Annotated in this window: 17 protein-coding genes; 11 read left to right on the forward strand and 6 right to left on the reverse strand. The window is 70.8% G+C overall.

The genetic code is table 11. The features are described 5' to 3' along the window. Nucleotides 1-188: 188 nt before the first annotated feature. Together OG787_RS32250 and OG787_RS32255 are read left to right on the forward strand one after the other, a co-directional pair. Nucleotides 189-698 (forward strand): hypothetical protein, encoded by a 510-nt coding sequence (locus OG787_RS32250; protein WP_405537474.1) that lies wholly within the window; start codon nucleotides 189-191, stop codon nucleotides 696-698. Nucleotides 699-802: 104 nt separating this feature from the next. Next, nucleotides 803-2248 (forward strand): flotillin family protein, encoded by a 1446-nt coding sequence (locus OG787_RS32255; protein ID WP_405537475.1) that lies wholly within the window; start codon nucleotides 803-805, stop codon nucleotides 2246-2248. A 394-nt stretch (nucleotides 2249-2642) separates the two neighbouring features. Here the strand turns inward: OG787_RS32255 and OG787_RS32260 are convergent, their stop codons facing one another. Then, the gene (locus OG787_RS32260; RefSeq protein ID WP_405537476.1) at nucleotides 2643-3881 is read right to left on the reverse strand and encodes a cation:proton antiporter; all 1239 of its coding nucleotides are present in this window, start codon (nucleotides 3879-3881) and stop codon (nucleotides 2643-2645) included. A 182-nt stretch (nucleotides 3882-4063) separates the two neighbouring features. Beyond that, entirely contained in the window at nucleotides 4064-4420 is a 357-nt protein-coding gene (locus OG787_RS32265; protein WP_405537477.1) for an STAS domain-containing protein, read from the reverse strand. A gap of 200 nt (nucleotides 4421-4620) precedes the next feature. Here OG787_RS32265 and OG787_RS32270 point away from each other — a divergent pair, with 200 nt between their 5' ends. The 4 genes from OG787_RS32270 to OG787_RS32285 all read left to right on the forward strand — a co-directional run bounded on the left by OG787_RS32270 (nucleotide 4621) and on the right by OG787_RS32285 (nucleotide 7997). Continuing rightward, a complete protein-coding gene (locus tag OG787_RS32270) occupies nucleotides 4621-5691 on the forward strand; it encodes a CdaR family transcriptional regulator (RefSeq protein ID WP_235478644.1) in 1071 nt (356 codons plus the stop codon). 252 nt (nucleotides 5692-5943) lie between these two features. Further along, a complete protein-coding gene (gene nhaA, locus OG787_RS32275; RefSeq protein WP_405537478.1) occupies nucleotides 5944-7260 on the forward strand; it encodes a Na+/H+ antiporter NhaA in 1317 nt (438 codons plus the stop codon). 12 nt (nucleotides 7261-7272) lie between these two features. Next, nucleotides 7273-7734 (forward strand): hypothetical protein, encoded by a 462-nt coding sequence (locus tag OG787_RS32280; protein ID WP_405537480.1) that lies wholly within the window; start codon nucleotides 7273-7275, stop codon nucleotides 7732-7734. A 26-nt stretch (nucleotides 7735-7760) separates the two neighbouring features. Further along, nucleotides 7761-7997, forward strand: a complete 237-nt coding sequence (locus tag OG787_RS32285; RefSeq protein ID WP_405537481.1) for a hypothetical protein — start codon at nucleotides 7761-7763, stop codon at nucleotides 7995-7997. Nucleotides 7998-8045: 48 nt separating this feature from the next. On the opposite strand, the gene OG787_RS32290 is transcribed toward OG787_RS32285, so the two are convergent. Next, nucleotides 8046-8252 (reverse strand): hypothetical protein, encoded by a 207-nt coding sequence (locus OG787_RS32290; protein WP_405537483.1) that lies wholly within the window; start codon nucleotides 8250-8252, stop codon nucleotides 8046-8048. A 229-nt stretch (nucleotides 8253-8481) separates the two neighbouring features. Here OG787_RS32290 and OG787_RS32295 point away from each other — a divergent pair, with 229 nt between their 5' ends. From OG787_RS32295 to OG787_RS32305, 3 genes are all read left to right on the forward strand, one after another. Then, nucleotides 8482-9696, forward strand: coding sequence for a lactonase family protein (locus OG787_RS32295; protein WP_405537484.1), 1215 nt, complete (start codon nucleotides 8482-8484; stop codon nucleotides 9694-9696). A 667-nt stretch (nucleotides 9697-10363) separates the two neighbouring features. Continuing rightward, a complete protein-coding gene (locus tag OG787_RS32300) occupies nucleotides 10364-11944 on the forward strand; it encodes an AMP-binding protein (protein ID WP_405537486.1) in 1581 nt (526 codons plus the stop codon). A gap of 81 nt (nucleotides 11945-12025) precedes the next feature. Continuing rightward, the gene (locus OG787_RS32305) at nucleotides 12026-13240 is read left to right on the forward strand and encodes an alpha/beta fold hydrolase (protein WP_405537488.1); all 1215 of its coding nucleotides are present in this window, start codon (nucleotides 12026-12028) and stop codon (nucleotides 13238-13240) included. Nucleotides 13241-13537: 297 nt separating this feature from the next. On the opposite strand, the gene OG787_RS32310 is transcribed toward OG787_RS32305, so the two are convergent. The 3 genes from OG787_RS32310 to OG787_RS32320 form a co-directional block, all read right to left on the reverse strand. Then, nucleotides 13538-14881, reverse strand: a complete 1344-nt coding sequence (locus tag OG787_RS32310; protein ID WP_405537489.1) for a hypothetical protein — start codon at nucleotides 14879-14881, stop codon at nucleotides 13538-13540. Nucleotides 14882-14998: 117 nt separating this feature from the next. Next, a complete protein-coding gene (locus OG787_RS32315; protein WP_405537490.1) occupies nucleotides 14999-15463 on the reverse strand; it encodes a hypothetical protein in 465 nt (154 codons plus the stop codon). 711 nt (nucleotides 15464-16174) lie between these two features. Then, nucleotides 16175-17413 carry an alpha/beta fold hydrolase gene (locus OG787_RS32320; RefSeq protein ID WP_405537491.1) on the reverse strand — a complete coding sequence of 413 codons (1239 nt, stop codon included), beginning with the start codon at nucleotides 17411-17413 and terminating at the stop codon, nucleotides 16175-16177. Nucleotides 17414-18529: 1116 nt separating this feature from the next. On the opposite strand from OG787_RS32320, the gene OG787_RS32325 reads away from it, so the two are divergent. Next, nucleotides 18530-19618 (forward strand): PP2C family protein-serine/threonine phosphatase, encoded by a 1089-nt coding sequence (locus OG787_RS32325; protein WP_405537493.1) that lies wholly within the window; start codon nucleotides 18530-18532, stop codon nucleotides 19616-19618. Between the two features lie 34 nt (nucleotides 19619-19652). Continuing rightward, nucleotides 19653-20186, forward strand: a complete 534-nt coding sequence (locus OG787_RS32330) for a MarR family winged helix-turn-helix transcriptional regulator (RefSeq protein ID WP_405537494.1) — start codon at nucleotides 19653-19655, stop codon at nucleotides 20184-20186. Nucleotides 20187-20238: the final 52 nt, after the last annotated feature.

The following is a 20238-nucleotide window of genomic DNA, read 5'->3' on the forward strand; positions in this document are numbered from 1 at the left end:
GGACCGGCACCGCCGAAGGGCGCGTGCGGATCGGCCGGGCGGCGGCCGGAGAGCCACGATGCGCCTGCCGGCGGTATGAAGTGGGCATCAAGGGCGCGTAAAGACTGCCGGAACCTGGCAATGTCCGATGCCGGGTCCGTATGGGAACGTCTGTGCGTAGGGGGTCGTCGTACGAAGGAGGGGCCCGCATGAACTGGTTTCTGGGTCTCGGTGTCACGGGACTGGTGCTGCTCGCCCTTTCGTTCGTCCTCGACGGGCTGCTCGAAGGGGCGTTGGACGGCGTGCTGGACGGTGTTTTCGACGGCTTGCTGTCGCTGCCGGTCATCGCCGGGTTCGTGTCGATGCTCGGGTTCGGCGGCGCGATCGTGCTCGGTACGACGGGGCTGGGGGCGGTGGGGGCCACCGGAGCGGGGGCGGTCGCGGGCGTCGGGGCGGGCTGGGTGACGTACCGGTTCAGTCGTGCGCTGATGCGTGACCGGACCTCCTCCGCTCCGCGCGGCGGCGACCTCGTCGGCAGTTCCGCCTCGGTGGTCACGGCCATTCCGGCCGAGGGGTACGGCGAGGTGCTGGTGTATCTCGCCGGGCAGCCGTTGAAGCTCGCCGCCCGGAGCCACGGGCCCGTTGCGCGGGGCGCCGACGTGTGGGTCGAGGCGTCGCTGTCGGCGACCTCCGTCCAGGTCCGGCCCGTCGAGCGCTGACCGGCCTGCTTTCACTGCCACTGCCACGGTCTCTGTTCCTGATCCGATTTCGTTTTCCGATGTCATTCGTCGCCCTCGGGGAGGGCTGAAGGGGGATGTGCACCATGAGCCCTGTACTCGTCGCTGTCGCGGGAGTCGTCGTACTCCTGGTCCTGCTGGCCCTGGTGGTGGTCACCCGCTACAAGGTCGCGGGGCCCAGTGAGGCGTTCATCGTCACCGGACGGCGTGGCAAGAAGTCCACCGATCCGGAGACCGGGCGGGTGTTCACCGACAACAGCGGCCAGAAGGTCGTGGTCGGCGGGGGTGTCTTCGTTGTGCCCTTCGTGCAGCAGAAGTTCACCCTGGACCTGTCCAGCCGGCACATCCCGGTGGCCGTGCGGGGCGCGGTCACGCTGCGCGGGGTGAAGGCCCACCTGGAGGGCGTCGCCATCGTCAAGGTCGGTGGCACCGAGGACTCGATCCGGGCCGCCGCCCAGCGGTTCCTGATGCAGCAGGACGGCATCGTCGGCTTCACCCAGGAGGTGCTGTCCGGCGCGCTGCGTTCCATCGTCGGCCGGATGTCGGTGGAGGACATCATCCGGGACCGGGCCGTGTTCGCCGGTCAGGTCGCCGAGGAGGCCGAGGCGAGCCTGTCCGGGCAGGGGCTGGTGCTGGACGCCTTCCAGATCCAGGACATCACCACAGAGGGCTCCTACCTGGAGGACCTCGGACGGCCCGAGGCGGCCCGCGCGAAGCAGGAGGCGGACATCGCCGAGGCAGTCGCCCGACGTGCCTCCGAGCAGGCCCGGCTCAAGGCGGAGGAGGAGATCGCCATCGCGCAGCGGACCTTCGCCCTGAAGCAGGCCGAGATCAAGGCCGAGACGGACGAGGCCGCCGCCCGCGCCAACGCGGCCGGACCGCTGGCCGAGGCGGCCCGGCAGCAGGAGGTTCTCAGCGAGCAGGAGAAGGTCGCCGCCCGCCAGGCCGAGCTGACCGACCGTGAGCTGGACACCAAGGTCCGCAAGCCCGCCGACGCCGCCCGCTACCAGGCCGAGCAGGAGGCCGAGGCCCGCCGTATCGCCCTGGTCAAGGAGGCCGAAGCGGCGGCCGACCGGGCCCGGCTCACCGGTGAGGGCGAGAAGGCGCAGCGCGCGGCGCTCGCCGATGCCGTACGCCTCGAAGGCGACGCGGAAGCCGCCGCGATCGCCGCCAGGGGCGCGGCGGAGGCCGGGGCCATGCACCAGAAGGCCGACGCCTTCGAGCGGTACGGCGACGCAGCCGTGCTCCAGATGCTGGTCGAGGTGCTGCCGCAGGTCGTCGGCAAGGCTGCGGAGCCGCTGGCGGCCGTGGACAAACTGACCGTCATCTCCACGGACGGCGCCGGACAACTGACGCGCACGGTCACCGACAACGTCGCCCAGGGCATGGAACTCCTCAGCTCCACCACCGGGGTCGACCTCGCCCAGCTCCTCCAGGGACTCGCCCAGGGGCGGACGCCCAAGGCGCCCAAGGCGGCCGAGACAGCCGAGACCGCAGGGGTCGCCAACGGAAAGGTCGCCATCACCGACTGACCGCGCGCAGTAGCGTCCGAGTGAGCGCACGCACATAACAGGACAGGCCCGGACGGGGGACAACCCGTCCGGGCTTCCGTGTGTGAAGGCGGCGGCACGGCTTCCCCGGCCGCTCATGTCCCTTCGACGAGGCTTCCCACCGGCGTCCGCTGACCACGCCTGAGGCCAGGGGACTGCCCGTCTGTGCCACGAGGGCCGCGTTCCGCGCGGCCCTCGCGTTTCGGGGCTGTCGCCCCGGCGGGCCCTCTCGCGCGCACTCCGGTCCGACGAGCCGGCCGCGGGACACGACTGCGTACGGCCTGGCGTCCGCCTCGACGACCAGGAGCGCGGGCAGCCGATCTGTGCGTGGACGGCGTCCTCGCCGGTGGTGATGTACGGGCAGGGCTCGGCGAGTTCACGCGCCGACGGGGTCGGACTTCTTGGCCGTGGGTGGCACCGTGTCGTCGGAGCCGGGTACGCCTGCGAGGTCCTCGACGCGGAAGAGGCGGGCGATCGGTACGTCGGTGGAGCTGTGGGCGACGATCGAGAAGGCGATGCACACGGCGATGAGCGTGAACGCCTCCTCGCCCTGCGATATCCCGGCCTGCAGGACCAGCAGCCCGTACACGACGGAGGCGAAGCCCTTCGGCCCGAACCAGGCCGCGACCAGCTTCTCCTGGCGGGTGAACCGGGTGCCGAGGAGCGACAGCAGCAGCGAGGCCGGACGGATCAGGACGATGGCGAGGACGACCGCGACATACCCGCCCAAGGACAGGTCACCGAACAACTGCGGCGTCAGCAGCGCCCCGAACACCAGCAGCGCCGCGAACTTGGCCAGTTCAGCCAGTGCTTCGCCGAGCGGCTCGAACGCCTCCTTCGCCTCGATCGAGCGCGCGGTGAGTACCGCGCCGGCGGAGAAGGCGGCGAGGTAGGGGTTGGCGTGCGTGAGGTGGCAGGTGGCGTAGAGGATCACGCCGATCGCCAGCGGCAGCAGTGGCTGCAGCTTGGGTTCGGCGCCGAGCAGCCGGAAGCGTACGAGTTCGATCACCACGTACGGAAGGACGATGCCGAAGACGAGGCCGAGGAACAGTTCCAGCGCGATCTTCCCGAAGTCGGCCTCGGCGTGTCCGGAGGTCGGCCCGGCGGCGGCGATCAGGATCAGGACGACCGGCAGGGCGAGACCGTCGTTGATGCCGCTCTCCACGTTCAGCAACTGCCGTAGTTTCGCGGGGACTTCCTTCCGCCCCACGATCGCGGAGGCGAACACCGGGTCGGTGGGGGCCAGTACGGCGCCGACCAGGAAGGAAGTCGTCCAGTCGAGGCCCACCAGGTAGTGCGTGATGACCGCCATGCCGATGAACGCGAGCGGCATGCCGAGGCCGAGCGCACGGGCCGGGTTGCGCCAGTTCTCCCGCAACTTGGGGAACGAGACGTGCATGCCGTCGGTGAACAGCACCGCGAACAGCGCCAGATCGGCCGTCACGGACACGATCTCGCTGTCCGGCGTGATGTGGATCAGACCCAGGAACCCGTCACTGACGAGCGCCCCGCCGACCAGGAAGAGGAACGACGTGGACAACACGGTCCGGGCGGCGAGACCGGACAGAAGCACCGCGATGAGCAGCGCCACCCCGAAGACCACGACAAGCACCATGACCAAGACCCCCGATCGACAAGAAGACTGTGGAGAGCTCTCTCCACACCGCCGACCAGGCTTCCCGGCACACCGCGAGGAACCCTACACGTTCTTTACGCGACATTGGCAGCCCCTTTGCATGCACCTACCGAGCCCGTGGGCTGCCGGATTCCGGCAGCGGACGTTCCACGGATGACATGTCACTCAGTGCTGTCGTTCCCCTCGCCCTCGGCGAGGGCCCGTGTCAGACCGGTCTGCCACAGAATCCCCCGCACCTGCTCGTTGGCGTGGGTGAGGACCAGCCGTGCGCCGCGCGCCCGAGCCGCCCGGAGAGCGGTGAACAGGGCCGCGCACCCGTCGGGGCTGAGGTGCGGCACGTCCGTCAGGTCCACCTCCAGGACCTCCGGCCCCGAGTCGATCAGCCGCCCGAGACGCCGGCCCGTCGCCGCCGCGCTTCGCACGTCCAGGTCGCCGTGCAGCCTGACCACCTCATGACCGTGCGGGCGCTGCGGCATGGGACGTGGCCGGTCGCGGTGGCGGAAGGGGAAGAAGCGCACGAGCGGCTCCTGGGGCAGAGGGAAACGTCCGCCGACCAGACTTCCCGGCACACCTGATCGCAGCGTATCGGCACAACCCCGACACCGCCCTCCGGGAGTTGCCGGGGCCGGCAGTGACGTCGTCTCCGCCGGGGCCGGACTCGGGGTACGTGCGCTACAAAGGGCGTCAGCGGCGCATCAAGATCAAGGGGGGCGTACATATGGCAGCGCGGGATGTGCCGGAGGAGTTCACGGAGTACCTGGAGGGGCTTGCCGGTGTCCTTGAGGAGGCCGCGGTCACCGGTCGCCGCCTGACCCGGGAGGAACTCCACGCACGCCGGATCCTGGGCGAGCGGGCCGCGGAGGCCGGTCTGGGGCTGCGCGTCATGGTCGCCTCTCACCTGGCCGTCACCCGCGCGAACTGGCCGACGGCCAGGGGCGCGTCCGCGGACAGCGTGCTCGCCGCCGTCGCCCAGGCCCTCGACGCGTTCGCCGAGGGCTACGAGCGGGCGCAGAGGGATGCCGTACGCCAGGAGGAGGCCGCGCGCCGGGAGTTCGTCGACGACCTGCTGTACGGCCGCAGCGACCTGGGCAGGCTCGCCCAGCGCGCGGAACGCTACGGGTTGCGTCTGTCCTACGAGCACGCCGTCGCCGTGGCACGGGGCGAGACCGCCTACGACGAGGGTGACCCGGTCCCGCGGGAGGTGGAGCGGGCGCTGATAGGGCGGTTCGGCGACCGGAGCATCCTGCTGACCACCAAGGACGGCCGGCTCGTGTGCGTCGCGCCCGGTGACCAGCAGGAGGTCCTCACGTACTTCGCCAAGCAGGCGTACGCCGCCATGGGAGGAGGCCAGGTCACGATCGGCCGCCCGCAACAGGGACCGGCCGGCGTCGTTCACTCGTACGAGGAGGCCCTGAACGCCCTCGACCTGGCGGAACGGCTGGAGATCGACGAGCCGGTGCTGCGCGCCGCCGACCTCCTCGTCTACCCCGTCCTCACCCGTGACCGGCAGGCCATGGCCGACCTGGTGGAGAGCACCCTGGGCCCGTTGCGCGAGGCCCGCGGCGGCGCCCAGCCGCTCCTCGACACCCTCACCGCGTACTTCGACTCCGGCTGTGTGTCCGCGGAGGCGGCGCGGCGGCTGTCGCTGAGCGTGCGCGCCTTCACCTACCGCCTGGAGCGCATCCACAAACTCACTGGCGCGGACCCGTCCGAGCCGGTGCACCGCTACACGTTGCAGACGGCGGTGATCGGGGCCCGACTGCTGGACTGGCCGGCGAAGCCCTTCTGACCCGCGTACCGCGAGGCTGCCGGCAGGCCCCGGGCCCCTGCGCCCCCGCGGGAGCCGCAGGACCTGGCGGTCCCAAACGTGATGATGCTCGCAGCGGGCAGCCCTCATCGGGGAGCACTCCGGCCGCATGCGCGGTGCCGCAGCGGATAGTGTGTAAAGAACGCGTCAAGAGACGCGGGGTGTGCCGGGAAGTCTGGTCGGCGTCGAAGGGGCACGTGTGCCCGCAACCCGATGCTACGGAGGCCGCCCCGGATGCCTGCCCCCCGACGTGAGCGTTCCGTCTTCCTCGGTCTGCCGTCCTGGCCGGAGCGGGCGCAGGTGGCCCGCGCACTGCGTACGGAGACGGTCGGCGGCCTGCTGCTGCTGGCGGCGGCCGTGGTGGCGCTGGTCTGGGCGAACACTCCGTGGAGCGACGCGTACGAGCACCTGCGCGACTTCCACTTCGGGATATCCGCGCTCGGCCTGGATCTGTCGGTGGGGCACTGGACCGCGGACGGGCTGCTGACCGTGTTCTTCCTGGTCGCCGGGATCGAGCTGAAACGCGAACTGGTCGTCGGTGAACTGCGGGCCCCGGCCACCGCCGCCCTGCCCGTGGTCGCGGCCCTGTGCGGCATGGCGGTGCCCGCCGGCGTCTACCTGGCCACCACGGGAATCGGCGGCGGCAGCGGGACGGGCTGGGCGGTGCCGATGGCCACCGACGTCGCTTTCGCGCTCGCTGTGCTCGCGGTGCTCTCCACCCATCTGCCGTCCGCCCTGCGGGCCTTCCTGCTGACGCTGGCCGTGGTCGACGACCTGGGCGCGATCCTGGTGATCGCGGTCTTCTTCACCAGCGATCTGAACCTGTCCGCGCTCGGCGGGGCCGTGGTCGGGCTGGTCGTGTTCTACGCGCTGCAGCGGTTCCGGGTGCGCGGCTGGTGGTGGTACGTGCCGCTCGGGGTGGTGATCTGGGCGCTGATGTACAACGGTGGCGTGCACGCCACGGTCGCCGGTGTGGCGATGGGCCTGATCCTGCGGACCGTACGCGACGAGGGCGAGGACGCCTCGCCCGGGGAGCGGACCGAGCATCTGCTGAGGCCGGTTTCTGCGGGCGTGGCGGTACCGCTGTTCGCGCTGTTCGCCGCCGGGGTGAGTGTGTCGGCCGGCGCGGTGGGTGAGGTCTTCACCCGTCCGGAGCCGCTGGGGGTGGTGCTCGGGCTGGTGGTGGGCAAGACGGCGGGAATCTTCGCGGGCACCTACCTGGCGGTCCGGTTCACCCGGGCCCGCCTCAACCCCGATCTGGCGTGGGCGGACGTGTTCGCGCTCGCGGTGCTGGCCGGGATCGGCTTCACCGTCGCCCTGCTGATCAGCGAGCTCGCCTTCCCCGACCCGGCCGACGTCGAGCACATCAAGGCCGCCGTGCTCCTGGGCTCACTGATCGCCGCGGTGGTCGCGGCGGTGCTGGTCAAGCGCCGCAACGGGATCTACCGCCGCCTGTGGGAGGCCGAGACCCGGGACGAGGACGCCGACGGCATCCCCGACATCTACCAGCACACCGCCCACGGCCGCGACGCGGCCGAGGGAACCGGCTGAAGGAGGACGGTCATGCCCGCACGGGATCTCGCCGAGCCCGGCCCGCTCGTGACCACGGACGACGACGCGATGAACGTGGCCCGCCTGCCGGCAGAGCGGTCACTGCCGGCCCTGCCGGCCCTCGACACCGGCGGACAGCCGTACGCCATCGTCCCCCGTTCTCAACTCGTCCGGCAGCTCCTCCCCGTCCACATCGCCGAGGACCCCGTACTCGCCCGGATCGCGGGCGCACAGCACCCTGCCGAACTCGCCGACCGGCCGGCCGGACTCACCGTGGCCGAATGGGCGCCACGTCGTCTGTACCCGCTGCCTGTCGTCGGTCCCGACGCCCGCCGATCGGAGGTCGCGATCCTGATGGCCCGTACCCACAGCCCTCAGGTCGCCCTCGTCGAACGCGACGGCACGAACGTGACGGTGATCGGCACGGTCACCACCGCCCGCCTCATGCGGTACTTCCTCGAAGGCACGCCGTGAACCCGGGCGCGACGCCACTGATGCCGGTGGTCGTCGCCATTGCCGCGCTGGTGATCAGGACCGCGATCGGTGAGATCCGCAGACCCGGCTCCGCACGGAGACAGTGGGCGTTCCTCGGCAGCGGCCGAGCCATGACCGCCGGGCTGGCCACAGCCCTGGTCGTCGCCGTGACGGGCTGGCAGCAGGCGGGGGCCGCGGTCCTGGCGTGGGCGCTGCTGGCGGGCGGTCTGGTCGCCTTTCTGACGGATCCGCCCCGGGAGTAGGCGCCGGACGCGTGAGTCGGGCATGGGCGTGGAGTCGGAGCGACCTGGTCATGTATCCATGTCCTGGTCCTGGCTTCTGCCGGCGGTGTCACACCGCGGCCTCTCCTTGTCTTCGTCGCCGGTGTTCCGCGCAGCCCGCGTACGGCTGAGGGCTCCCGCGCCCACGATGACGACGACCGCTCCCGCGAGGACGGCCAGGGCCGTGGTGCGGCCGAGCCCCAAGACCTGTACGGCCCGGCTCGCCATGGCGTTCACCCCTCACGACCTTCGTACGACATCTGTGACGGCCACCTGTGAGCCGCCGTCACGGACGGCTGTCGCTCTCCCGGTCACGGGTCTCGTGGGGACGTCAGGTTCACGGACGCCAGGGTTATTACGAGAACCTGACGTGGCGGCGCAATCCCTTCAGTCACAGGCATCTCGTCGGCAACTCTGGCTCTGCCCGCCACCGTTCGGGGGTGGCGGAGGGTTTGAGGAGCGACGTATGAGCAGGCACACCAGGCGCAGGTCCTCGTTACAGGTCCGGCTGACCGTCGCGGGAGCCGCGGTCCTCGCCACGGCCGCCGCCGTGGCAACGGTCACCGTGGCCTCCGCGGGAGAGACCGCCCGCCGGTACACGGGCTCGGGGGAGGCCGGGGCCGATCACGCCGTGTTCGTGCAGGGCAACGAGCTCGACGGCAACACCATCCACGTCTTCAGGCGCGGTGACGACGGCAAACTGACCGCCGCGGGCCGCTACGCCACCGGCGGCGAGGGAGGCGACCAGGTCGACGCGCCGACCGACTCCCTGGCCTCCCAGGGCTCGCTCGTCTACGACGACCGGTCGGGGCGGCTGCTGGCGGTCAACGCGGGTAGCGGCACGGTGACCTCGTTCCGGGCCGAGGGCCAGAAGCTGACAGACCGGCAGGTCGTGGATTCGGGAGGCGACTTCCCGGCGTCGATCACCGTCTCCGGCAACCTGGCGTACGTCATGAACGCGGGCGGAGAAGGAAGCGTCCAGGGCTTCCGGATCACCGCCGACGGGCTGAAGCCACTGCGGGGTTCGCAGCGCTCCCTGGGGCTGGACAACGAGAACGTGCCGCTGTTCAGCAGTTCGCCCGGGCAGGTCGCGTTCACCCCGGACGGCCGTGCGCTCGTCGTCACCACCAAGTCCGCGAACACCGTCGAGGTCTTCCCCATGGGGCATGACGGGCGCCCCGCGCAGGCGCCGGTCGTCAACGAGTCCGCCGGCGGGGTGCCGTTCGCGATCACCTTCGACCAGGACGGCCGGATGCTGGTGGCCGAGGCGGAGAAGTCGACGGTCAGCACGTACCAGGTGCGTCGCGACGGCACCCTCAAGGTCGTGCAACAGCCGCTGGCCAACGGCCAGGAGACGCTGTGCTGGCTGGAGCGCGCCGGTGACTTCTTCTACGGGGGCAACACCGGCAACTCCACGGTCAGCGGCTACCGCATGGACGAGCACGGCCGCCTCGCGCTCACCAGCGACGTGGGCGTGGCGACACCGCCGTCGGCCCAGTCCCAGGGTGTCATCGACCTGGCGGTGACGGAGGACGAGAAGTTCCTGTACGTCCAGAACGCGGTCTCCGGCACGGTCGACGGCTTCCGCATAGGCAGGAACGGCTCGCTCACGAAGGTCACGACCGCCACAGGACTGCCCGCCTTCGCCGAATCCGGCATGGAGGGCATCACCGCGGTGTAAAGGGAAAGCGGCCACCGTGGTGCGGCGCCCCGGAGTCTCTCCGGGACCACCGGGACCCGGCGCGACTCCGTGTACATGTTGGACGTCCTCTGCGACTGCTGTGGTGGCACCCGAGCCCGGGACGATCGTCGTCGGCACGCCCTGCATGGCGTCACGGTCGCCGTTTCCACCCAACGCCCGGCATCCCGACGTCAACCCGCAGGAAGACCGGTTGCGTCGGGATCACGTCGGCGGGGACCCGAACGTGGACGACGAAGCCCTGTTCCGCGCCGACGGGGCTGCCGGGTTCCCGGCGAGCGGGCCGAGCCATGACGTAGGGATCGCGTCACGGACCGTTGAGGAGTGGCCGCGTGGCGGACCCGCGGGTCTCCGCCCTCAGTTTCTCCTCAGGAAAGGCTCAGAGTTCCGTCAAGCGATGGAGCGGTGGCAGGCCCGAGGATCGAGCCGTCCCGGTGACCGGGAGACGAGTGACCGGGATGACTGACAGGGTGCCGATCCGTGTTGCCAGGCGTTCCGGCGCTGATTCGCCGTCGACAGCTGCGCCTCGGTGTCCCGGGCCGCGCGGCCTCGCCCCGCCGGATCGCTCGGTGCCAGGTCCGGTGGTCCGCCCGGCACGGCGAGCGCCGGCCGTCCCGGTCACCGCAGCGAACCGAGAAACGGAGATCCCATGATCTACAAGAGCAGGTACCCGGATGTCGCCGTCGTCGATCGCCCGGTCCATGAATGGGTGCTCGGTGATGCGGCGCGGCGCGGAACGAAGCCGGCCATGGTGGACGTGTTCAGTGGGCGCACACTCACCTACGGCGAACTGGCCGCGCTGGTCCGCGGGCTCGCGGCGGGCTTTGCGGCCGAGGGCATCGGCCAGGGTGACGTGGTCGCGCTGCACCTGCCGAACACGGTCCTGTTCCCCGTGGTCCTCTACGCCACCACCACCGCGGGCGGGACGGTGACCACGCTGTCGCCGCTGGCCACACGGGACGAGATCGCCAAGCAGCTGATCGACTCCGAGGCTCGGCTGATGGTGAGTGTGTCGGCGCTGATCGGGACCGCGCGGGCCGCGGTAGGGGTGGTCAGGCGGCTGACCGGCCGGGACATTGAGATCCTGGTCTGTGACCGGGCCGACGGTCACCGTCCCGTACTGGAACTGCTCGGCGACGGCGACGTGCCGGTGTACGAGACCGATCCGGCGGTGGACGTCGCCGTACTGCCCTATTCGAGCGGTACGACGGGCGTGCCCAAGGGCGTCATGCTGACCCACCGCAACCTGTGCACCAACCTCGAACAGCTGAACGCTCTGCATCGGGTCGGTGAGGACGACCGCGTCATCGCGATCCTGCCCTTCTTCCACGTCTTCGGGCTGACCGCGCTGGTCAACAGCGCGCTGCGCCGTGGCGCAACGGTGTATGTGCACGCGCGGTTCGACCTCGACGCGTTCCTGACCAGCCTGGAACGCGACCGCATCACCCACGCCTACGTAGCCCCGCCGGTGATGCTCGCGCTGGCCAAGCACCCCGCGGTCGGGAACCTGGACCTGTCGCATCTGCGGCGCGTCATCTGCGCGGCGGCACCGCTCGATGCCGGACTGCAGGCGGCGGTGGCCGACCGGCTGGGCGTGGAGGTCGGGCAGGCGTACGGCATGACCGAACTGTCCCCCGCCTCACACATCCACGCCGACGGCAACCGGGACGAGCCCGTCGCGTCCGTGGGGCATCTGCTCCCGTCGACGCAGGCGCGCCTGGTCGATCCCTTCACCGGGCAGGACGTGGCGGAAGGCGAACCGGGCGAGGTGTGGATCCGCGGGCCACAGGTCATGAAGGGCTACTTCGGCCGCCCGGAGGACACCGACGCGACCGTCGACGCCGAAGGATGGCTGCACACCGGGGACATCGGCCGGGTCGACGAGGGCGGGAACTGGTTCATCGTCGACCGGGTCAAGGAGCTCATCAAGTACAAGGGCTACCAGGTGGCGCCGGCCGAGCTCGAAGCCATCCTGGTGCAGCATCCCGGCATCGCCGACGCAGCCGTGATCGGCGTCAGTGACGAGGAGGGCAACGAGATACCCAAGGCGTTCGTGGTGCCCATGACGGGGGTGCCGATCTCCGCCGCCGAGGTGATGGCCCACGTCGGGGGCCAGGTCGCCCCGTACAAGAGGATCCGCCGGGTCGAGTTCATCGAGGCGGTACCCAAGGCGGCCTCCGGGAAGATCCTCCGGCGGCAGTTGCGGGAACGGGAGCCGGCGCGCTCCTGAGCGGTGTCCGTGCTCGCCGGCCCGGCGCTACCTGGGCGCCCCCAACTCCCGCAGATTAAAAGGATGTTGTAAAGTTTTGGTGTGGACAGCGCGGTTTACCGGTTCGGGCAGTACGCGTTGGATGCGGACCGCCGTCGACTCAGGCATGACGGGCAGCGGGTCGACGTCGAGCCCCGAGCCCTGGAACTCCTGTGCCACCTGGTCGAGCAACGCGGCCGCGTCGTGCCCGAAGAAGAACTGCGCGACAGGGTGGGCCACGGACACCCCGTCGGCGAGGCGGCATTCGCCACCTTGCTGCGCACGGCCCGTCTCGCGATCGGTGACAGCGACACACGGCAGCGGCTGATTCGCGCCGTGCCCCCGCACGGCTATCGGTTCGTCGCGTATACGACGGTGGCGTCCACGACTCCGGCCGCCATGCCCACGGCCCCCGGCGTCCCGGCAGGAGCGGAGGCGGACCACGAGGTCATCCGGTTCTGCCGGTCCGCCGACGGCACCCGCATCGCCTACGCGATCACCGGCGAGGGCCCGCCCCTGGTGAAGACCGCCAACTGGCTGACCCACCTCGACCTCGACCGGACCACCCCGATGTGGACCCACTGGTTCGACGGGCTCACCCGCGGCCGGCAGCTCATCCGCTACGACGAGCGGGGCTGCGGCCTCTCCTCGTGGGACATGGGCAGCTTCACCCTCGACAACCTGGTCGCCGACCTCGACTCGGTGGCCGATGCCGTCGGCCTCGACCGCTTCCCCCTGCTCGGAGTGTCACAGGGCGGCGCGGTGGCGGTCGCCTACGCCGCGCTTCGCCCCGAGCGGGTCAGCCATCTGATCCTCACCTCCGCCTATTCCCGGGGACAGCAGATCCGTGCGGGCAATGACGCCGAGCGCGATGCCGCCGAGGTCGACCTCAACATCGCCCGCGCCGGATGGCGTTCGCAGGACAGCAGCTTCCTGCGTTACTTCGCCTCGCAGTTCCTCGCCGACGCCACTCCTGCGGAGTGGGACGCGTTCGCCGCCTACCAACGGCAGACGACCTCACCCGCCAACGGGCTGCGCTTCCTGGAGGAGTTCACCCGCATCGACGTCTCCGGCATCGCCCACCGGGTGACCTGCCCCACGCTGATCATCCACTCCCGCGACGACGCGCGCGTCCCTGTCGCACAGGCCCTGGAACTGGCCACGCTCATCCCCGACAGCCGGCTGATCCTGCTCGACAGCCGCAACCACCTGTTCACCGCCGACGACCCGGTCTGGCCCACCTTCCTCACCCACCTGGACAACTTCCTCTCCGAGTAGCCCGGCGGACGGAACGCCCACGCAGGGGGAAGGTCCCAGCGGGGTGCGGTGCGCCGACGTGTCGGCGACTTCGTACGGATGCGGGCCCGCACTCTGGTGGATGCGGCGGTGGCACAACAATCCGTGACCATGCCGCGGAAAGCACCGCGAGGCCCTCCGAAGAAGGCCCGGACGAACACACCGGTGCCGCCGCGGCCGGTCCGGCTCCGCCGCGGCAGCACCGGAAGGAAGGCGAGACGGGCGAGGGCCCACCGGCACAGCCTCGGCCGGTGGGCCCTGTTGCCCGTCAGGTGACGGCTACTGCCGGATCTCGGTGACGTCGGACTCGGTCAGGACCTTGATGTCGATCCCCATCTCCTTCGCGGCCTCGATCTCCTCGTCCGAGAACGTTCGGGCCACGACGATCCTGGTGCCGTCGGCATGCGGGAAGGTGCGGCCCCGGTAGTTGCCGGAGTTCAGCTTCAGGTTCTGGCCGGTGACCAGGGTGCCGTCGGCCCGGAGGGGGACCAGCAGATGAGTGTCGGTCCACAGCGCGCCGGCATGGTCGGCCGGCACGTCGTACGACACGCTCACCGTCTTGTTCTCGAAGGCGGACACGCTGTAGCGCGAGGCGTACCCGAGTTCGAGGGACGCGCTCACCGTGGCTTCCGCGTAGGCGCTGGCTCCCATGCCGAAGGGCTTCGCCGACACCTCCACGCCCACCGTGGCGCTGACGGAGATCCCGACGTTCTGCGAGAACTCCTGTCCCTGCTCCTGCGAGACGCCCTGCTGGATCGCCTCGCTGATCGCCCCGCCGCCGGATCCCCGGAAGTCGACGTGGCGGACCAGGTCGTACTGACGCTTGCGCTCGATCTTGTAGAAGGGGGAGTTGGCCACCTTCCACGCCTCGGTGCGCCCGTCGTCCTTGACCATGTGGTACGGCACGGTCACGGTCCGGTCGGTGACGATGGACCGGGGCGGCGGCGGGTTGTAGGACGTCAGGGTCAGGTCCGGGTCGTAGTCGGCCTTGTCGACGACGGCCGGCAGGTCCAGCACCCAGGTCACGGCCGTCGGCGCGTGCTGTGTGTCGGGGCCGCAGCTGAAGGCCGCGGTCGGCAGGAGCAGATGCTCCTCGGTGTCATCGACGGGGAGCAGCGGGTTCGTGACGGCCCACAGGGCCTTGCCCGAGCCGTTGGCCTGCAGCGGGAGCCGACCGAGTTCGCCGCGGCGTACATAGGCGCGGCCGGCGTGCTCCTTCTTGACGCACACGAGACCCAGCGCGGAGGCGTCGGGCTTGACCGGGATGGCCCCTCCGATGGCCACGTGCACGGTCACCACGTCTCCCAGGGAGACATAGCCGGCGGGCGGGACGGGACGCCAGATGACGGCCCTCATGAGCCCGCTCCAGGGGGCGTCGCCCGCGAATCGGCCCACCCGCTGGAAGTCCACGGGCGGCCGGAGCAGGTCCTGGCCCGAGGAGCGGTCCCTGACCAGGAGCCCACCGACGTTGCCCGCCCACGTGGACGGGCTCGTGTGGGCGAAGACACTGCCCAGGATCTTCCACTCCCCCTCCCTTACCGGGACTCCGGTGTGGAAGTACGGGCTCACGTTCCACTCCGTGGTGTAGGCGATCTCCAGGTCGCCATAGCGCTGAGTGATCATTTTTCTGGGTTCCCCCCTGTGGTCTTCTGATACGGCGTCCGTGAAGCCGTCGGACGGCTTCACGGACGCCGGTGGTCTTGTCGGGCCGGCATGCCGGCCCGTGCGATCGGTGTGCGATCAGCCGATGACGATGTCGCAGTCGGCCCTGCCGCTGGCGGCGATGTCGGCGAAGTCCGCCTGGATGGCGGGGTCGTACGCCGCCGAGCTGATGCTGCGGGTCTTCTTGCCGGGCACGGCCTTCTTCCCGGTCGAGTGCGTGACCTCCGCCGCACCCCACGTCAGGTCACAGGTCCAGTGGAAGGTACGGACGAGCAGGTGCGAGTTGTGCCCGCTTCCCGCGATCGACCAGTTGCCGTCCGCCTTCACCACGAACGTGACGTTTCCGTTGACGCCCCGGCTGCTGTCGCTCGTGGCGAACGTGATCGACTGGCCGTCCGCCGCGACCGTCTTGGTGGTGTCGTTGGCCTGCGCCGGAAGCGTTCCCAGCAGCAGGGAGCCCAGCCCGGCCCCCGTCGCGATCAGCAGCGCCAGCCCCCGGCGAGTCCGGGCCTGGCCGGACGTCCTGGTGTTGTCGAGTCGCATCTTGTGTCCTTCTCTCGTGTGTGTCTGTGTCTGAGGTGAGTACCGGGCTGGGGAAGACACCCCCACGACTGCTCTTCGGCCCGGCACATCTCCAGCATCGGGTCCGCCGACCGGCAAGACTTGGTGGAGGTCTGAGGCATGTCTGAGGGTGAGCTGAGGGCGGGCTGAGGGTGTTTCCCTCATGGGCGAGCCGGGTTGACGGGGTGTGTGTGAGCACCACGTCCGGCGAGCCGGACGCAGACGGGGGTGTGTGAGGCTGCCCGGATGTTTCCCGCGTGGGGCCCGATGCGGGGCGCTGAACACCGGAAACAGCAGACAACCGGAGATCGCGACACCGGCCTACGGGGGCGGGCTGACCACTCGTCCCCACCACCAGCCCGGCGACACGGTCTGAGCGGCGCATGGTGCCGCAGCCCGCCCGCAGGCCGGCGTGGGCCTGCCCGGGAAAACAGGCTGAGCAACTCTCAGGGCAGCCCACGCACGGCGCGGGAAGATCAGGACGTTGCCGTCACCGGGGAAGTCCGCGGCCGCCGGCTTCGCCGCCCCGCGCGCCAGGCAGCCAGGACCGACTTCGTCGGCCCGAGCCGTTGATGACGTGGCCACGGTCGTCCGGGTCCTGCCGGCCGCCACCCGGCCCCTCGGCCCGCAGACGACCGGCCACCTGCCCCAGCTCGGCGCCGCCTTGGCCGTCGGCTGCCGAGGCCACGCGGCTCACTCGGTCAGGAAGGCGTCGATGTGCGACAGGAACTCGTCCCAGGCCGGTTCGAACGCGGTGAGCAGGTGGCTGCGGCTCTTGAGCAGGACCAGCCGGCTGTCGGGAATGAGAGAGGCCAGCTCGTTGGCCTGCGAGACCGGCACCCGCTCGTCGTCGCGGGAGTGGAGGATCAGCGTCGGACAGGCCACCCTGTGGGCGATGTCGGACACGTCGATCCGGGCGAACTCCTCAAGGAAACGGACCCCGTTGGACGGCGAGGTCGTCTGCCGCTGGAAGGCGGTGAACTCGTCCCAGTCCGCCGGTGTGCCGTCGGGCAGGAACTGCGAGGCGAAGACCCGCAGGAATCTGGGGTCCTGGTGGATCCATCCCACCCGGGCCACATCCAGGTCGAGGGCCGCCTCGGCGCTCTCGGTCTCGCTCCGGGCCCGGACCTGCCGTCCGCGGGCGTAGGCCCCGGCGAGGATCAGCCGGCTGACCCGCTCCGGATGGCGTGCGGCGTAGGCCACCGCCACGGCACCGCCCTGCGACACCCCGAGCAGAGGGAACCGGTCGAGCCCCACGGCCTCGACCACGGTCTCCAGGTCGTCGACCCAGTCCTCGAACGTGAAGCCGGGCACCACCCAGTCGGAGAGGCCGCACCCGCGCTCGTCGTAGCGGATCAGCCGGCGCTTGCGGGCGAGCCCGCCCAGCCAGTGCGACCACACCGGAGTCGTCCACTCCAGGTCGAGATGGGACATCCAGTTGGCCGCCTTGAGCAGGGGCGGGCCCGAGCCGACGGCGGCATACGCGATGCGCGTGCCGTCACCGGCCCGGCAGAACCGGATGGTCTGACGATCGCCGCCGCTCGGCCCGTCGGCTGTCGTCTTCTCGGCGCCGGTCCCCTGTCCGGTGCCTGCGGACGGGGACGGGGTGTCACCGACGGCTGTCACGGGGGCCACGAACTGACAGCCCCGCCGGTGCACGGTACGGATCAGCTGCTGACGGCTGCCGGTGTCCCCCACGGCCAGTCGCGCGGTCCTCAGCGCCGTCGTGAGGGCGGCCTCGCTGACGAAGCGGTCACCCCACACCTCGTCGAGCAACTCGCTCTTCGGAACCACCCGGTCCCGGTGTTCGACCAGGTGGCACAACAGATCCAGAGCCCGGGGCTCGACATGGACCGGCTCGCCGGCCCGTAGGAGCTGATGCCGAGCAATGTCCAGCTCGAACTCCCCGAAGCGATACTTGTCCCCCTCCACCTTTGCAGCGTACAACAATCCCCCTTGGGCGTACACATGTCCGAGCACGGCTGGATCGGGGCCGGCGGAACGTCGACCGGTCCTGGTTCGTGGGCATCGGGCCGGCCTGTGTTCTGGGGCCAGTCACTCCATGTCGTGTGATGCCCTGGTACGGGCCGGCCGGTGCTCCCTGCGGCAGGGGTGTGTGGCCGCCGGTGAGGGTGCGTACCGATCGTCGGCGCTGCTGCACCACTGGTGATCCCGGCGCGTCCGCCGGGGCGGAGGGTGGTGGCGACGGTCGGCTCGCGGGTGACGACGGAATGATGGCGGAGCCCGCCGACGGCCGCTGTGCCGTCCTGGGTCGCGCAACCGTGCCGGTCACTCCTGGGCGCCGGACGGCTGGCGGCCGTCGGCTCGGCCCCCTGAAAGATAATTGCATAGTGCAAAATCGAATGCCAGGGCTGAGGGTGCCCTCGGGGGCTTTCCGGCCGGGGTGCGGTTTCCGGGGTGTGCATGGTGCGGTGGCCGCGGCATCGTGCACACCCCGCCCGGCGATACTCGTCGGGCGGACGTCGTCCGGGGTGTCGAGTCGCGCGAAGGGGATGGGCGGCCCGCCTCGCGGAACGGCGCCGCGCCGTTCTCCCGAGGCAGGAAGCGGGAGGGGGTGTGTGGTGGCGATTGGCCACCCGGGCGGCGGCCTACGGGCGGCGGCGCAGGTTGCGGTACCGGACCGCCCTCGGTCCGAAGGTGCGCGCCACCGTTCGCCTGCCCCCTGCCGGATTGTGGGTGGCCACCTCCAGGGCGGCAAGGCGGTCTGTTCCAGTGGTGCGGCCGATGCGCCGCGGCGGGAGGAGCCATTCGCCGCAGACCATTCCGGGCCTGCGCGGAACAGCCGGATCGGCAGTCGCAGGGCGGAGCGGCGTCATCGGCAAGGGAGTTGGGGGTGATGTGGGGTGGCGGTGTCCGGGTGCCTCATCGTTGCCTCCGCGGGGCGGGGGATGTCGGTATTCGGCCTCGATCGGTTAAAGGGGCAGGGCGAGCCCGTGCCCTCGCCGCCACCGTTGCATAGTCTAAAGGTTGGGAAGGGGCGCCTGGGCAGGGCGGCTCTACAGGGTCGCGACACCGCTGGAGTACGCCATGACTGTGAAGAAGCCGCCGTCTGACGGCACGTTGCTGTCCTTCATGCCGGTCGCGGTGATGGCCGTGGTGACGGGGGTGGACGTCGTGGCCGGGCCTGGGGTCGGGCTGCTGCCGTTGGTGTCGCTCGGGCCGGCCTTCTCCGGACTGCTCGGGGGATGGCGGCGTACCGCCGTGATCGGCGTGGTGGCGCTGCTGCTGTGCGTGGGACTCGGCCTGTACGACGGGCTGTTCGCGGAGAGCCGGGGCTTCGCGGCCCTCGGGTCGGTGGCGGGTGTCACCGGTGTGGGTATCGCGGCCGCGGTGATGCGCTCGCGCCGGGAGGCGGAGCTGGCCGGCGTCCGCTCGATCGCCGAGGTCGCGCAGCGGGTGCTGCTGCGGCCCGTGCCGCTGACGGCGGGCCCGCTGCAGGCGGCGGTGTCGTACACGTCCGCCGTTGCCGAGGCGCGGATCGGGGGCGATCTGTACGAGGTGGTCGCCTCGCCGCACGGTGTCCGGGTGATCGTCGGCGATGTGCAGGGCAAGGGGCTGGCCGCGGTGGAGGCGGCCGCCGTGGTGCTTGGCGCGTTCCGGGAGGCCGCCCACGACGAGCCCGACCTGGTGGGGCTCGGCGAGCGGCTGGAGCGCAGTGTGGCCCGGGACCCGGAGGGGGAGAAGTTCGTCACCGCGATCCTCGCCGAGATCGGCTCCGGCCACGAGGCGGTGTTCCTCAACTACGGCCATCCGGCCCCGATGCGTGTACGCCGGGACGGCACCGCCGACTTCCCGCAGCCGCCCTCCTTCGCGCTTCCCCTGGGGCTGGGTGCCCACGGGGCGGACGGCCCGAAACCGTACCCGGTGGCGTTCGGGCCCGGTGAGCAGCTGCTGCTGTACACCGACGGTGTCACCGAGGCCCGTGACGAGCGCGGATCGTTCTACCCGCTCGCCGACCGGGCCCACCTGCTGAAGGATCCCGACCCGCACAGCGCGCTGGACGCGCTGCGCGTGGACGTGCAGCGGTACGCGGTCGGGCCGCCGCACGACGACGCCGCGATGCTCCTGCTGCGCTACCACGGTCATGGAATGGGAAAATCTGTTCCGGCCGATTGAGTGTGCGGGTGCCTCGGCGCGTAGAAAGGGAGGCATGGCGGAGCGTGAGACCCCTCTGAGGGGCATGGACGATGTCGATGCGGTCACTCGTGCGGTGCTGACCGCGTCGCGGTTGCTGGTGGCGGTCTCGGCGCGCTCCCTGGCCGCGGTCGAGGAAGGGGTGACGCTCCCTCAGTTCCGGATGCTGGTGGTGCTGTCCACCCGTGGTGCCACCAAACTGGTCGTCCTCGCGGATCTGCTCCAGGTGGCGCCGTCCACCGCCATGCGCATGGTCGACCGCCTGATCGCGGCCGGGCTCGCCGACCGGCAGGTCAACCCGGACAACCGCCGCGAGACCATGCTCCAGCTCACGGACGAGGGGCGGCGCACCGTCGAGGACGTCACCGCCCGTCGTCGGGCCGAGATCGCGGCGATCGTCGAGCGGCTCGGTCCGGAGCAGCGGGGGGCACTCGTCGGTGCGCTGACCGCGTTCAACGAGGCGGGCGGAGAGCCGCCGGCCCCGGCGGCGGACGACGAGGAGCTGTATCCGCTGGGCTGGGTGGACACGACGGTGGGGCGCGGGGCCTGAGGCCAGCGTCCCCGTCCGCTGCCCGCTGCCTGCGGTTCGTTGGACCGCCCTG

It is taken from the genome of Streptomyces sp. NBC_00075, from assembly GCF_045041225.1.
GTDB lineage: Bacteria > Actinomycetota > Actinomycetes > Streptomycetales > Streptomycetaceae > Streptomyces > Streptomyces adonidis.

Coding starts and splice junctions, on each gene's coding strand:
- OG787_RS32250 (WP_405537474.1), top strand. CDS start 189: ATGAACTGGTTTCTGGGTCTCGGTGTCACGGGACTGGTGCTGCTCGCC.
- OG787_RS32255 (WP_405537475.1), top strand. CDS start 803: ATGAGCCCTGTACTCGTCGCTGTCGCGGGAGTCGTCGTACTCCTGGTC.
- OG787_RS32260 (WP_405537476.1), bottom strand. CDS start 3,881: ATGGTGCTTGTCGTGGTCTTCGGGGTGGCGCTGCTCATCGCGGTGCTT.
- OG787_RS32270 (WP_235478644.1), top strand. CDS start 4,621: ATGGCAGCGCGGGATGTGCCGGAGGAGTTCACGGAGTACCTGGAGGGG.
- nhaA (WP_405537478.1), top strand. CDS start 5,944: ATGCCTGCCCCCCGACGTGAGCGTTCCGTCTTCCTCGGTCTGCCGTCC.
- OG787_RS32280 (WP_405537480.1), top strand. CDS start 7,273: ATGCCCGCACGGGATCTCGCCGAGCCCGGCCCGCTCGTGACCACGGAC.
- OG787_RS32295 (WP_405537484.1), top strand. CDS start 8,482: ATGAGCAGGCACACCAGGCGCAGGTCCTCGTTACAGGTCCGGCTGACC.
- OG787_RS32300 (WP_405537486.1), top strand. CDS start 10,364: ATGATCTACAAGAGCAGGTACCCGGATGTCGCCGTCGTCGATCGCCCG.
- OG787_RS32310 (WP_405537489.1), bottom strand. CDS start 14,881: ATGATCACTCAGCGCTATGGCGACCTGGAGATCGCCTACACCACGGAG.
- OG787_RS32315 (WP_405537490.1), bottom strand. CDS start 15,463: ATGCGACTCGACAACACCAGGACGTCCGGCCAGGCCCGGACTCGCCGG.
- OG787_RS32325 (WP_405537493.1), top strand. CDS start 18,530: ATGACTGTGAAGAAGCCGCCGTCTGACGGCACGTTGCTGTCCTTCATG.
- OG787_RS32330 (WP_405537494.1), top strand. CDS start 19,653: ATGGCGGAGCGTGAGACCCCTCTGAGGGGCATGGACGATGTCGATGCG.